This is a genomic window from Streptomyces sp. NBC_01244, from assembly GCF_035987325.1.
Classification (GTDB): domain Bacteria; phylum Actinomycetota; class Actinomycetes; order Streptomycetales; family Streptomycetaceae; genus Streptomyces.
On sequence record NZ_CP108488.1, the window covers coordinates 3,157,197 to 3,170,322 of the forward strand.

Here is a 13,126-nt window from a genome sequence, read left to right on the forward strand (position 1 = left end):
CCCGTAGACCCCCCCCCAGCCCCCAGCCCCCAGCCCCCAGCCCCCAGCCCCCGCAGACCAACCCCACAAAGACACCGTCCTGCCACCCCCACCAGGAGAGGACACCGTCACCCGTGAAGATCACCCGCATCGAGACGTTCATGGCCCCACCGCGCTGGATGTTCGTGCGCGCAGAAACCGACGAGGGCATCGTCGGCTGGGGCGAACCCGTGGTCGAAGGGCGTGCCGAGCCGGTGCGCGCGGCCGTGGAGGTGCTGTCCGAGTACCTGATCGGCCGGGACCCGATGCGGATCGAGGACCACTGGCAGGTCATGACCAAGGGCGGCTTCTACCGCGGCGGCCCCGTGTTGTCCTCCGCCGTCGCCGGGCTCGACCAGGCGCTGTGGGACATCAAGGGCAAGGCGTACGGGATGCCCGTGCACCAGCTCCTCGGCGGGCCGGTCCGCGACCGGATCCGCGCCTACGCCTGGGTCGGCGGCGACGAGCCGCACGAGATCAAGGACGCGCTGGTCCGGCAGATCGAGGCGGGCTTCACGGCCGTCAAGATGAACGGCTGCGGCCGCATGAGCCCCCTCGCGACCCGCTCCGAGGTCCGCGACTGCCTCCGACGCGCCGAGACGGCCCGCGAAGTGCTCGGCGACGACCGCGACTTCGGACTCGACTTCCACGGGCGGGTCTCCCCCGCCAACGCCCGCCGGATCCTGCCCCTGCTGGCCCCGTACGACCCGATGTTCGTCGAGGAGCCGGTCCTCTCCGAGTACATGCAGGCCGTCCCCGATCTGGTGAACGCCTCCAACATCCCCCTCGCGCTCGGCGAACGGCTCTTTTCCCGGCGGGAGTTACTCGCTCCGTTGCAGGCAGGCGTGGCGATCTTGCAGCCCGACATCTCGTACGCCGGCGGCATCTCGGAACTGCGCCGCATCGCCTCCCTCGCCGAGGTCTACGGAGCCCAGATCGCGCCGCACTGCCCGCTGGGGCCGGTCGCCCTGGCGGCCGGCCTCCAAGTCGCCTTCACCACCCCGAACTTCCTCATCCAGGAACAGTCGATCGGCATCCACTACAACCAGGGCGCCGAGCTCCTCGACTACGTCACCGACCCCGAGCCCTTCCGCTTCCACGCGGGCTCCCTGGTCCGCACGGAGCGGCCGGGCCTCGGCGTCGACGTCGACGGGGCGGCCGTCCGGGCCGCCGACAAGAAGGGCCGCACCTGGCGCAACCCGGTGTGGCGCCACGAAGACGGTTCCTTCGCCGAGTGGTGAGCCCCCACCACCCCTCGCGATCTCCCCTCCCCCACACACATCAGAAGGCAGGCATTCCCATGGAGTTCGGCGCAGCGCTGCGACAGGAGCGGCTCGTCGCCATCGTCCGCGGACGGGACGCGGAGGCGTCCTTCCGTACCGTCATGACCCTCGTCGAGGAGGGCGTCCCGCTCATCGAGATCTCCCTCAGCGGGACCGACGCGCTGGACGTCATCGGCCGGGCCCGCAAGGAGCTCGGCGACGAGGCCTGGCTCGGGGCCGGCACGGTCCTGACCGCCGAGGACGCCCAGCGGGCCGCCGACGCCGGAGCCAATCTCATGGTCACCCCGGGGCTCGGCGCGGGCGTGCACGAATCCGTCCGGCAGGGGCTGCCGGTACTGGCCGGGGTCATCACCCCGACCGAGGTCATCGCGGCCGACGCGGCGGGGGCCGCCGCGCTCAAGCTGTTCCCCGGCTCGATCGGCGGTCCGGCCTACCTGCGGGCCCTGCGCGCCCCCTTCCCCGACCTGCCGTTCGTGCCGGTCGGCGGGGTGGACGCGGCCGCCGCGGGCGAGTACCTGTCCTCCGGCGCGGTGGCGGTCGGCGTCGGCTCCCCGCTGATCGGGGACGCGGCCGACGGCGGCGACCTGTTCGCGCTGCGGCGCCGGGCGGCGGAGTTCAAGGCGGTCTGCGCGTGACCGGGCCCGAAGCCGCCCCCGAGGTCCTCACCTTCGGAGAGACGATGGTCGCCCTGCGCGGGAGCGGACCGCTGCGCCTGGGCGGGAGCATGCAGGTTTCGGTCGCGGGCGCCGAATCGAACGTCGCGATCGGCCTGGCCCGGCTCGGGCACGCGGTGCGCTGGGCGGGCGCGGTCGGCGAGGACGAGCCCGGTGAGCTGGTCCTACGGACCCTGCGTGCCGAGGGCGTCGACGTCCGCGGAGCCTGTCTCGACGACGGCGGGGCTCCGACCGGGCTGATGCTCGCGGAGCCGAGGCTGCCGGAGGTGACGCGGGTGCACTACTACCGCGCGGGCTCGGCGGGTTCGCGGCTCAAGGCGTGCTCGGTGGAGCGGGCCTTCACGGCTGCCCCGCCGAAGATCCTGCACCTGACCGGGATCACCCCGGCGCTCTCCCGATCGGCCCGCTCGGCCTGCACCCTCGCGCTGCGCCTCGCGGCCGAGCACTCCGCGCTGGTCTGCCTGGACGTGAACTTCCGGTCCCGGCTGTGGTCCTCCGAGGAAGCGGCGGCGGTGCTGCGCGCGTGGGCGCCTTCGGTGGACGTCCTCATCGCCTCCGACGACGAACTCCCCCTGTGCCTCCCGGCCCGGACCCCGGCCGACCCGGCCCTCCAGGCGAAGGAACTGCAGGCGCTCGGGGTCGGGGAGGTCGTCGTCAAACTCGGCGCGGCCGGCGCGACGGCCTACACGGACGACGGCCGGGCGGTGCACGCCCCGGCGCGGCCCGTCCGCGCGGTCGACACGGTCGGTGCGGGCGACGCCTTCGTGGCGGGCTACCTCTCGGCGTTCCTCGACGGGTCCACCACGGAGGCCCGCCTGGACCGCGCGGTCACGACGGGCGCCTTCGCGGTGGCCTCGCGGGGCGACTGGGAGGGCGCGCCGACCCGCGCGGAGCTCGACCTCCTCGCGGTCCCGCCCGGCACGGTGGTCCGCTGACCCTCTGATCCGCCGGCGGGGCCGGGCCGACACGGGGGTGCGACCCGGCTCCGCCGGCTGCGGGGTGCCGCCGCGCGGGGCAGGAGTCCCCGCAGCAACCCTCCGCCCGGACCCCGGTCCTCCAACGTCGGACGGCTGAAAAGACGCCCGGGGATTCCGGAGGCCGGTCCGAACTGCGTAGCCTGTCCGCATGCCCCGTTACGAATTCCGCTGCCGGACCTGCGAAGACACCTTCGAGGTCAGCCGGCCCATGGCCGAGTCCTCCGCGCCCGCCGACTGCCCCGCCGGGCACGCCGATACCGTCAGGCTGCTCTCCGCCGTCGCCGTCGGCGGGTCCAGCGCGGCCCCCGCCGCGGCCGCACCCATGGGCGGCGGCGGAGGCTGCTGTGGTGGGGGCGGGTGCGGTTAGCGCTTGCGGGACAGGGTGATGCCGTCGGAGATCGCCAGCAGCACCGACTCCATGCGGGGGTCCGCAGTGACGTGGTCGTTGTAGGCCTGGACCCCCGCCGCCCCACCGGTCGCCGACGGGTTCAGCACCTCGCCGTGGTACAGCGTGTTGTCCGTGACGAGCAGCGCGCCCGGGCGCAGCCGCGGCACGAGCTCCTCCCAGTAGGCGATCTGGCTCTGCTTGTCCGCGTCCATGTACGCCATGTCGATGTGCGGCTCCGCCGGCATCGCGCGCAGCGTCTCGATCGCGGGCGCGATGCGCAGGTCGATGCGGTCCGCGACGCCGGCCTTCGCCCAGGCCTCGCGCGCGTACGCCGTCCACTCCTCCGAGACGTCGCACGCGATGAGGCGTCCGTCCGCCGGCATGGCCTGCGCCATCGACAGCGAGGAGAAGCCGGTGAAGGTGCCGATCTCCACGATGTGCCGCGCGCCGGTCAGCCGGACGAGGAAGGCCAGCAGTGGCCCCTGCTCCTCCGCCGACTGCATTCCGGCGGAGTCCGGGAACACCGCGTACGTCGTCGCCACCAGCCCCCGCTGGACCTCGTCCAGCGGGGGGTTGTGCGCGAGCATGTACTGGTAGAGCTCGTCCGTGATCTTGGTGCTGTTGCCCTTGGTCATGGGCCCAGTGTGCCCATGATCAGGCGGCGGGTGTGCCGAGTCGCGCCACTTCGCGGGTGAACGCGCGCACGATCTCCTCACCGGCCAGCACGCCCGCCTGGGTCAGCGCCGTCACGTGCGGCGCCGTCCAGCCCGCGTCGGCCAGCTCGCCGTGGCCCGGCCGCCAGGCCGTGTCCGCCGCCAGCAGCAGGTCCGCGTCCAGCAGCGAGTCCCCGGCGGCGAGCGTGCTCGTGGCCCCCACGCGCCGGGCCACTTCGTGCATGGCCGCGCTCTTGGTCAGCGGCCGGGGGACGGCGTAGATCTTCCGGCCCTGGAGCGAGACCGTCCAGCCGCGCGCCTCGGACCATTCCGTCAGCGTCTTGATCCACTCAGCGGGGACCAGCGCCCGCTCCACGACCAGGTACGCGAACAGGTCCTCCGCCACCCGCGCCTTGCGCAGCCACACCGGGTCCGTGACGGACATCAGGTGCGCGTGCATCTCCTCCAGCGGGACGGACTCCGCGGCGAGCCGCGCCGCGACCTGGCGGCGCCAGTCCCGGTCCGGGACCCCGTCCACCAGGAGCTGGCCGCCGTTGGCGCAGATCGCGTACTTCGCCGGCCGTCCGGGGAAGCGGATGCGCTGGTACTGCTTGCGGGTCCGGGTGGTGGTCGGCACGAACACCGCGCCCGGGTCGGCGGACAGCTCCGCCAGCAGCCCCGCCGCCGTCTCCGTCATGTACGACAGCGGCTTGCTCTCGTGCACCTCCACGCACAGCAGGCGCGGGGCCACCGGGTCGGGCATGGTCAGGCCGAGCGCGGCCGCCGAGTAGATGAGCGTACGGTCGAGGTCACTGGCTACGAGAACGGTCACTTGGTGGCCACAGCCTTTCCGTCGGCGCCCGTGGCGCCGCGCGTGAATCGGGGATGGATGAGTCCTACGCAGCTGTACGGCAGGCCGTCGACCTCTTCCACCGGCACCCCCCGCTGCTCCGCGAGGAGTCGTACGTGGTCCAGGTCGGCCCCGGCGCCGCGCTGCGCGAGGATCTTCCACGGCACCCGGCGCAGCAGCACCCGCGTGGTCTCGCCGACGCCGGGCTTCACCAGGTTCACGTCGTGGATGCCGTACTCCTCGCTGATCCGCTCCACCGCCCGCCAGCCCACCCAGGTCGGCGTGCGGTCGGCGGCGAGGAGCTCCTTGACCTCGGCGTCCACGGCCTCGGCGACCTCCTCGAAGTGCGCGCAGACGGTGTCGACGAACGCGACGGAGACATCGGCCCCGGCGAGCTCGCGGTAGAACTTCGCGCCGTGGAAATTGGCGGGCCCGACCAGGTCGGACCTGAGCACCGTACGCGAGACCAGTCCGGAAACAGTGGAATTGAGACAGGCGGAGGGGATCAGGAAGTCCTCGCGCGTGCCGTAGGTCTCCACGCAGGAGCCGGGGTCGGCGAGGACCACGATCTCCGGGTTGAAGCCCTCGAACTCGCCCAGGGCCTCGCGCAGTTCGCGGGTGATCGCCCCCTTGCCGGTCCAGCCGTCGACGAAGACGACGTCGGCCGGATCGTGGTGGGCGGCCAGCCAGCGCAGCGCGTTGGCGTCTATGCCGCGGCCGCGCACGATGGAAACGGCGTAGTGCGGCAGGTCCAGGCCGTGCCGGGCCTGCGCCCAGCGCCGCATCAGCACGCCCACGGGGGTGCCGGCGCGGGCCAGGGAGACGAGGACCGGGGAGGGGGAGCGCTCGGCGAGGACCGTCTCGGTGACGGTGCCGACGGCGCGGGCCATCCGGGCGGCGGAGGCGGTCAGCGCGCTCTGGTAGAGCTGCTGGTACTCCGGGGACGGCTGGAACTCCACCGGCAGCGATTCCGCGTAGTGCGCGCCGCCCGCCTGGATGGCTTCCTCGCGCTCCTCCGTCGGGGCTTCCAACTCAACGTCGGAGAGGTCCTGGAGCAGCCAGCCGACGTCCTCGGCGGCGTAGGAGGAGAAGGCGGGCCCGCGCAGTGGTTCGCCCAGTGCTGCGCGCAGCGCTTCGCGCGGGGGCTCGGTCATGATCGGCTCCTGCCGGTCGGGTACGTACGAAGGTATGACCGCCAGCACGACCCGGCCGGTGTGGGGCGCGAGGGCCGCGAGCAGGCCGGTGCGGAGCCCGGCGGTGTCTCCGGCCGAGTCCACGACGGCGACCACGGCGTCGAAGCCGGCGCCGGCCGTGCTCGCGACGTTGTAGGCGTACCGGTCTCCGGGGCCGTCGGCCGGGTCGTCGTGGGCGGGGAAGACGAGCCGCGTGCGGATCGCGTAGCCGGGGTCGTCCACGGCGAGCACCGGCGAGCGGGTGGTGGTGGAGAAGCGCACCTCGACCGGCGCTGCGGCGGTGCCGGACGCCTCCAGGGCTTGCGCGAGGCGCAGCGGGGCGTACATCAGCTCCTCGTTGCCGAGTACGAGGACCCGTGCGGGGCCGTCGCCCAGCGCGGCCTCGAGCCGGTCCGCCATGGCGGGCAGCGCCGCGTCCAGTGCTGCGCGGTGCGCGGGGGTGAAGCCGTGGCGTCCGCCGTCGGGTATCCCGGCCGGCCAGCCCAGTTCCACGTGGATGATCGGGTGCGGGTCGTCTGCCGGGGCGCCGCCCCGGACCCCGCTGCTCAAACGCCGCAGGGGCTGATTTTGCCCAGCCCCCGGCTGCGATGCGCCGACGGGAGCGGGTCCAGCGCCCGCAGCGGCCGGGGCACCGCCCGTGGCGGGGGGTGCAGTCCCGGCAGCCGCGGTCGCCAAGGCCGCCTCGGCCTCGTACTGCTCCACCAGGGCTTGCCCCTTCTCCAGCACGCCCTCCGGGAGGGAGACCGTGCCCGAGGCCAGGGCTATGAGGTCCACGCGGGCGCCCAGCTCGGCGGCGAAGGCCGTCAGGCGGTCGCGGTCGGCCGGGGAGCGCATGTCGACCAGGGCGACGACCACGTAGTGGCCGCGCGGGTGGCGGGCGTGGAGGTCGGCGATGGTGTTCAGCACGGTGTTGCCGGTGGAGAACTCGTCGTCGACGAGGACCAGCGGGCCCGGGCCCGCCAGCAGCTTCGGGTCCTCGGGCAGCAGCAGGTGCGAGGTGGCGTGGGAATGGGCCTCCTCGAAGCCTCCCGCGGCCTCCACGCCGGGCACGGGACGGCGGGTGGAGTGCAGGTACGGGGCGCTGCCCAGGCCGTCGGCCACGCAGTGGCCCAGCCCGGTCGCGGTCTCCGCGTACCCCAGGACCACGGCCGAGGCGGCCTCCGCCTCGCCCAGCAGCTCCCGGACCCGCTCGCCGAGCCCGTACCCGGCGGCGTAGACGGCCGCCGGGGACTGCGGGACGTGCTTGCCCAGCACCTGCGACACGAGCAGGTGGGCCCGCTTGGGGTTGCGCCGCAGGGCCAGCCCGAGGAGCTCTTCGAGCGCCGGACCGCCGGTCCCGGTACCCGGCCCGTCCTCCAGGCTCACGCCCAGCCGGTCCGCGACCCACGTTCCCGACCACACCGCTTCGATCTTCTTGCCCTTCCTCGCAGTCAACGGCCCGCTCACACCTGGAGCCCGGCCGTGAGGAGATCGACGAAGCCGACCTCCTCCTTCGCCACACCGAAGACCTCGGCGCGCAGCATCGTGCGCTCCGCCCAGGCCCGGTGGGGCTTCACCTCGTTCATCTTGTTCGTGTAGGCGGAACGCATCACTCCGCCGCCTCCGCTCTCGGGGCGCAGGATGTCTTGAGCATCGCTGAACTCCTCGTGCGACACCACCGAGAGCGCGTGGACCGGGGTGACGTGGGCGGGGTGGATACAGGTCTTGCCCAGCAGCCCGTTGGCCCGGTCGAGCTCGATCTCGCGCAGCAGCCCGTCCAGGTCGTGCTCGATCAGCGCGGTGCGCAGCTCCTCGACGCCCTCTTCCAGGAAGGGGCTGCGGCGCAGCTGCGGCTTGAAGAGGCGCTGCTGGCTGCGGAAGTACTCCCACACGGGCCCGGTGACGGTGAAGCCGGTGCCGTCGGCGCGGCTGAGCACGTTGACCACGTCGGCGATCACCCCGGCGACGATCTGGACGTCGTAGGCGGTCATGTCGGGGGTGCGCCGCAGCCCGTAGGCGGAGCAGAAGTCGGTCACTCCGAGGCGCAGCGCCAGGACCCGCTCGCGGTACTTGTTGACCGTGCGGGAGATCCCGGCGAGGGCCTCGACCCGGGTCTCCAGGTGGAGCAGCTCGGGGGTCTCCAGGACGGGCATCGCGTACAGCCGGGGCTGTCCGCTCTCGGCCTCCGCCTGGGCCACGGCGTCGAGGAAGGCGACGCCCCGGCTCTCGCTGAATTTGGGGAGTACGAATCCGGCCAGCCGCGCCGCCGAGCCGCCGAGCCGGTGCACGAGGTCGGGGATCTGCTCGGGCTCCCGGACGCGGATGAAGAGCAGCGGGAGCTCCGCCGGGTCCTCGTGGAGGGCGGCGAACTGCCGGACGAGGTTCTCCTCGCCGCCGGCGACGTCCGCGTCGCTGATGGAATCCTCCAGGCAGAGGACCATGGAGACGACTCCGAGGCCGGCCTGCTTGCGGATGTCACGGGCGAGCTGGGGCCGGGTGGCCGGGCTGTAGAGCGTGGCCCCCAGAGCGGCCGCGAGCGTGGCGGAGGGGGAGGCGGCGGTGAACTCTGCCGGCTCCTGGTGGAAGAGGTCCTTGCGGACGGTGGGCGAAATATGCCCGAAGTGACGCATGTGCTTCCCCCGTACAGGCTCGGCGGCCGATCTGGCATGGCCGGTAATAGTACGTACGAACGTGAGTCAAGAGTTCCTCAAGCACATGAAATCCAGGTAACCCTCTTGCACCATGCCCAGGTCTCGCCATCCGGACAAGGTCTACGGGGGGCCGCATTGTCCCGGTCCCGCCCGGGAGGGCAGGATGACCGCCATGACGCACGCGATGCAGAAGGGCTCCAACATCCCCGTGGCCGCTTTGGCGGTCCGCGCGGTGCTGCGCTGGACCGGGGGGCCCGACGTGCCCGACGTGGACGCCTCCGCGCTGCTCGTGGGGGCGGACGGGCGCGTGCGCTCGGACGAGGACTTCGTCTTCTACAACCAGCCCCGGCACCCCTCCGGGGCCGTCTGGCGGCTCGGGAAGAAGCAGCTCGGCGACGGGATCACCGACGCCGTCCAGGCGGACCTGAGGGCCGTCACCCCGGCGGTGGACCGGATCCTCGTCGTCGCCTCCGCCGAGGACGTCCCCTTCGAGCGGGTCCACGACCTGCGGATCCTGCTCTACGACGCCACCGCGACCGGCGGCTCCGAACCGCTGGCCTACTTCGACGTGCGGCCGGAGACGGGCGCCGAGACGGCGCTGATCTGCGGCGAGCTGTACCGGCGGGCCGACGCCTGGAAGTTCCGCGCGCTCGGCGAGGGCTACTCCAACGGGCTCGTCGGCCTGGCCACCGACCACGGGATCTCCGTGGACGAGAACGCCCCCGAGGCCCAGGAGCACGGGCCGGGGCAGGCACAGGGGCAGGACCCGTCGGCCTCCCCCGCGACTCCGGCGCCGCCCACCCAGGCACCGCCGGTCTCCCAGCCCGCCTACGGCTACCCGCAGCCGGTATCGCAGGCCCCGGTGCCGGCTCCGGCCCCGGACGGGGCCTTCCGGCTGCCGGCGCAGGGCCCGCAGTTCATCCGTCGGTGAGCGGCGGCCGGGCCGACCGGCCCGGCCGGCTCGGTCAGGTCTTCGTCTTGTAGCCGCGGCCCCACTGGAGGCCCCACCCGTACAGCCGGTCCAGCTCGGCCTGGAACCCGTAGACGAAGGTGACCTCGCGCCGCACGATCAGCTCCCCCTTGACGTTCTCCAGGGAGACGACCGCGCAGGAGCGGGCGTGCGGGTGGCGCTCTTCCAGCGGGATCTCGATCCGCGGCCCGGTGATCGGGTAGAGCGTGACCAGGGCGTGCGTCCGGTCGAAGGCCGGGGTCTGGTCGTAGATGTACACGAAGACCAGCAGCCGCTTGATCTCCTCGGCGTGGTCGAGATTGACGAAGATCGTCTCGCCGGAGGGCGCCCCGAACCGGTCGTCCCCGCTGAGCTTCACGTACGGCGGACTGTTGATGTCCCCGTGCAGGTTCCCCAGTGGCTGGACGACGCCCCGGGTGCCGTCGGTCAGCTCGTAGAGACAGCCGATGTCGAGGTCGACATTGACCATGCCCTGGGTGTGCGCCTGCACCATGTCGGGCTTGAACAGTTTGAACGGATGCCGGAAGAGCTGACCGCTCTGGCCGGTACTGCGGCCGCCTATGTCCGAGGTCCGCATCCGCCAGGAGAGGTTCACGCGCAGATTGCCGTGCACCGCCCCCTGTTTGGTGAGCGATACCGTCGGATGGCGTTTGGTCAGCTCGATCGCGTTCGACGAGGCACTGCCCGACTGGAACTGCGTGCCGCGGCTGCCCCTGATGCCGTCGAAGAATCCCATCCCCACAACCCCCCTGCTCCCATGGCGCCCTCGGCGCCCTCGGTCCCCCGGCGGCACGCCGGCACGGCGACGTCCCGACATGCGGACGGGGCGGTCCGACAGGTCCGTGGACCCGCCGGACCGCCCCGCACTTGAGCGTTCCGCATTACCGACGCGATCATGCCTCGGCGGTGGAACCCTCCAGTTCCAGGCGCTTGTTGCGGCGCACCGAGGACCAGAAGGACCACCCGATCAGCACGACGCCGACGAGGCCGGTGATGACCTCGTTGATCTCGTACTGGATGGTGACGAGCAGGATGACGGCGAGCGCGCCGATGGCGTAGTGCGCGCCGTGCTCCAGGTAGACGTAGTCGTCGAGGGTGCCCTGGCGGACCAGGTAGACCGTCAGCGACCGGACGTACATGGCACCGATACCGAGGCCGAGGGCCATGATCACGATGTCACTGGTGATGGCGAAGGCGCCGATGACCCCGTCGAAGGAGAAGGAGGCGTCGAGGACTTCGAGGTAGAGGAACATGAAGAACGCGGCCTTGCCGGCCATGGCGATGGCAGAGACGGGCTTGCCGCTCTTCTTCGCCTCTTCTTCGACCTCGTGTTCGTGCTCCTCTTCCTCCTCCAGCTTGTTCTCGAAGTAGCCGGAGAGGCCGCCGACGATCATGTAGGTGATCAGACCGAGAACGCCGGAGATCAGGACCGTCTGCGCCTTGTCCACATGAGTGCCGCCGTGCTGGTGGGCGTTGACGGCGAAGGTCATCGAGGTGACGACCAGGACGATCAGCGCGATGCACGCCGACAGCATGTCGATCTTGCCGAGCTTGGCGAGCGGGCGTTCCAGCCAGGCGAGCCACTTGATGTCGCGGTCCTCGAAAATGAAGTCGAGGAAGATCATCAGCAGGAACATCCCGCCGAAGGCGGCGATGGACGGGTGGGCGTCCGTCACGAGCTGCTTGTACATGTCCTGGTCGCGCACCGCGAGTTCGACGGCCTCGATCGGCCCGATCTTGGCGCTGATCGCGACGATCACGATCGGGAAGACCAGGCGCATGCCGAACACGGCGATGAGAACACCGATGGTGAGGAAGATCTTCTGCCAGAAGGCATTCATCTTCTTCAGGATTCCGGCGTTGACCACCGCATTGTCGAAGGACAGCGAGATCTCCAGGATGGACAGGATCGCAACGATCCCGAAGGCCTCCCACCCCCCGTAGAGCACCGCTGCGACCAGTCCGAGCGCAGTGACTGCGAACGACCAGCCGAAGGTTTTCAGAACCACTGGCATCCCATCGTGTTGTACGGCTTTACGAAACGTTGACCCCGAAGTCTAGAGCGATGCCGCGGAGCCCCGACGCGTACCCCTGCCCCACCGCGCGGAACTTCCATTCGCCCCCGTACCGGTAGACCTCACCGAAGATCATCGCGGTCTCGCTGGAGGCGTCCTCGGAGAGGTCGTAGCGGGCCAGTTCCTGGCCGTCCGCCTCGTTCACCACACGAATGAAGGCGTTGCTGACCTGGCCGAAGCTCTGCCGGCGGGCCTCGGCCTCGTGGATCGAGACGGGAAAGACGATCTTGTCCACGCCGGCCGGAACCTTGGTGAGATCGATGATGAGCGACTCGTCGTCGCCTTCACCCTCGCCGGTGAGATTGTCCCCCGTGTGTTCGACGGAGCCCTCGGGGCTCTTCAGGTTGTTGTAGAAGACGAAGTACTCGTCCCCGAGCACCCGGCCGTTGCTGCACAGCAGTGCGCTGGCGTCGAGGTCGAAGTCGGCGCCCGTGGTCGAGCGCGCGTCCCATCCGAGGCCGACCAGAACCCGGGTGAGGTTCGGTGCGGCTTTGGAGAGGGAGACATTGCCCCCCTTGGCGAGTGTGACGCCCATGTTGTAGTCCTCCCCGGACGACGGTGGCGATGTGACGGTACGGCGGTGGGCCGTACGGCGGTCCGGCCGTAATGCGGTGTGGCCGTGCGGCGGTGTGGCCGTAAAGCCGGTCCGGCGCCGTACACACGAGTGCACGGCGCCGGACGGATGGGACGACTGCTCTGGTGGAGCAGGCTCAGACGTTGACGCCGAAGTCCTGCGCGATGCCGCGCAGGCCCGAGGCGTAGCCCTGGCCGATGGCGCGGAACTTCCACTCCGCACCGTTGCGGTAGAGCTCGCCGAAGACCATGGCGGTCTCCGTCGAGGCGTCCTCCGACAGGTCGTAGCGGGCGAGCTCGGTGTTGTCGGCCTGGTTCACGACGCGGATGTACGCGTTGCGGACCTGGCCGAAGCTCTGCTGGCGGCTCTCGGCCTCGTAGATCGAGACCGGGAAGACGATCTTGGCCACGTCGGCGGGCACGCCGGCGAGGTTGACCTTGATCGCCTCGTCGTCGCCCTCGCCCTCACCGGTGGTGTTGTCACCGGTGTGCTCGACCGAGCCGTCGGGGCTCTTCAGGTTGTTGAAGAAGACGAAGTTCGCGTCGCCGGTGACCTTGCCCTGGTCGTTGGCCAGGATCGCGCTGGCGTCGAGGTCGAAGTCGACGCCGGTGGTGGTGCGAGCGTCCCAGCCCAGACCGACGATGACCGCGGTCAGGTTCGGCGCGGCCTTGGACAGCGAGACGTTGCCGCCCTTGCTGAGGCTGACTCCCACGGGTCCTCCATAAGGTTTTGTGTGGGGCAGGGCCCCGTCGTGCTTGCTACCGGATCAACGTTTCGATCCTAGTGACGGGTTCCCGCCTGTACGGGATTATTCGAGGCGAACGGGCCCACGTGCCCGACG

Annotated in this window: 13 protein-coding genes; 5 read left to right on the plus strand and 8 right to left on the minus strand. The window is 71.3% G+C overall.

Translation table 11 applies throughout. From position 1 onward, the window contains the following. Positions 1 to 113: 113 nt before the first annotated feature. The 4 genes from dgoD to OG247_RS14005 all read left to right on the plus strand — a co-directional run bounded on the left by dgoD (position 114) and on the right by OG247_RS14005 (position 3,319). Complete coding sequence (gene dgoD / locus OG247_RS13990) at positions 114 to 1,259, plus strand: galactonate dehydratase (RefSeq protein WP_327252560.1); 1,146 nt, start codon at positions 114 to 116, stop codon at positions 1,257 to 1,259. 59 nt (positions 1,260 to 1,318) lie between these two features. Beyond that, positions 1,319 to 1,936 (plus strand): bifunctional 4-hydroxy-2-oxoglutarate aldolase/2-dehydro-3-deoxy-phosphogluconate aldolase, encoded by a 618-nt coding sequence (locus OG247_RS13995; RefSeq protein WP_327252561.1) that lies wholly within the window; start codon positions 1,319 to 1,321, stop codon positions 1,934 to 1,936. Further along, on the plus strand, positions 1,933 to 2,910 hold the full coding sequence (locus OG247_RS14000) for a sugar kinase (RefSeq protein ID WP_327252562.1): 978 nt from the start codon (positions 1,933 to 1,935) through the stop codon (positions 2,908 to 2,910). The genes OG247_RS13995 and OG247_RS14000 overlap by 4 nt, the downstream gene beginning before the upstream one ends. 190 nt (positions 2,911 to 3,100) lie before the next feature. After that, entirely contained in the window at positions 3,101 to 3,319 is a 219-nt protein-coding gene (locus OG247_RS14005) for an FmdB family zinc ribbon protein (RefSeq protein WP_327252563.1), read from the plus strand. Here OG247_RS14005 and OG247_RS14010 read toward each other — a convergent pair. Genes OG247_RS14010 through OG247_RS14025 form a run of 4 tightly spaced genes read right to left on the minus strand, consistent with a single transcriptional unit; the run spans position 3,316 to position 8,645 of the window. Further along, positions 3,316 to 3,975, minus strand: coding sequence for an O-methyltransferase (locus OG247_RS14010; protein WP_327252564.1), 660 nt, complete (start codon positions 3,973 to 3,975; stop codon positions 3,316 to 3,318). The two genes, OG247_RS14005 and OG247_RS14010, sit on opposite strands and share 4 nt — an antisense overlap. A gap of 19 nt (positions 3,976 to 3,994) precedes the next feature. Continuing rightward, a complete protein-coding gene (locus OG247_RS14015; protein ID WP_327252565.1) occupies positions 3,995 to 4,825 on the minus strand; it encodes an HAD family hydrolase in 831 nt (276 codons plus the stop codon). After that, positions 4,822 to 7,470 (minus strand): phosphoribosyltransferase, encoded by a 2,649-nt coding sequence (locus OG247_RS14020; RefSeq protein ID WP_327252566.1) that lies wholly within the window; start codon positions 7,468 to 7,470, stop codon positions 4,822 to 4,824. Before OG247_RS14020 ends, OG247_RS14015 begins: the two co-directional genes overlap by 4 nt. Positions 7,471 to 7,478: 8 nt before the next feature. Beyond that, entirely contained in the window at positions 7,479 to 8,645 is a 1,167-nt protein-coding gene (locus OG247_RS14025; RefSeq protein WP_327252567.1) for an HpcH/HpaI aldolase/citrate lyase family protein, read from the minus strand. Positions 8,646 to 8,838: 193 nt separating this feature from the next. On the opposite strand from OG247_RS14025, the gene OG247_RS14030 reads away from it, so the two are divergent. Continuing rightward, positions 8,839 to 9,597 carry a TerD family protein gene (locus OG247_RS14030; protein ID WP_327257468.1) on the plus strand — a complete coding sequence of 253 codons (759 nt, stop codon included), beginning with the start codon at positions 8,839 to 8,841 and terminating at the stop codon, positions 9,595 to 9,597. A gap of 34 nt (positions 9,598 to 9,631) precedes the next feature. Here the strand turns inward: OG247_RS14030 and OG247_RS14035 are convergent, their stop codons facing one another. The 4 genes from OG247_RS14035 to OG247_RS14050 form a co-directional block, all read right to left on the minus strand. Beyond that, complete coding sequence (locus OG247_RS14035; protein ID WP_267039314.1) at positions 9,632 to 10,372, minus strand: TerD family protein; 741 nt, start codon at positions 10,370 to 10,372, stop codon at positions 9,632 to 9,634. A gap of 157 nt (positions 10,373 to 10,529) precedes the next feature. Continuing rightward, complete coding sequence (locus OG247_RS14040) at positions 10,530 to 11,645, minus strand: DUF475 domain-containing protein (protein WP_327257469.1); 1,116 nt, start codon at positions 11,643 to 11,645, stop codon at positions 10,530 to 10,532. 25 nt (positions 11,646 to 11,670) lie between these two features. Further along, positions 11,671 to 12,246: a TerD family protein gene (locus tag OG247_RS14045; protein WP_327252568.1), complete on the minus strand. Its 576-nt coding sequence runs from the start codon at positions 12,244 to 12,246 to the stop codon at positions 11,671 to 11,673. Between the two features lie 175 nt (positions 12,247 to 12,421). After that, entirely contained in the window at positions 12,422 to 12,997 is a 576-nt protein-coding gene (locus OG247_RS14050) for a TerD family protein (protein ID WP_327252569.1), read from the minus strand. Between the last annotated feature and the right edge of the window lie 129 nt (positions 12,998 to 13,126).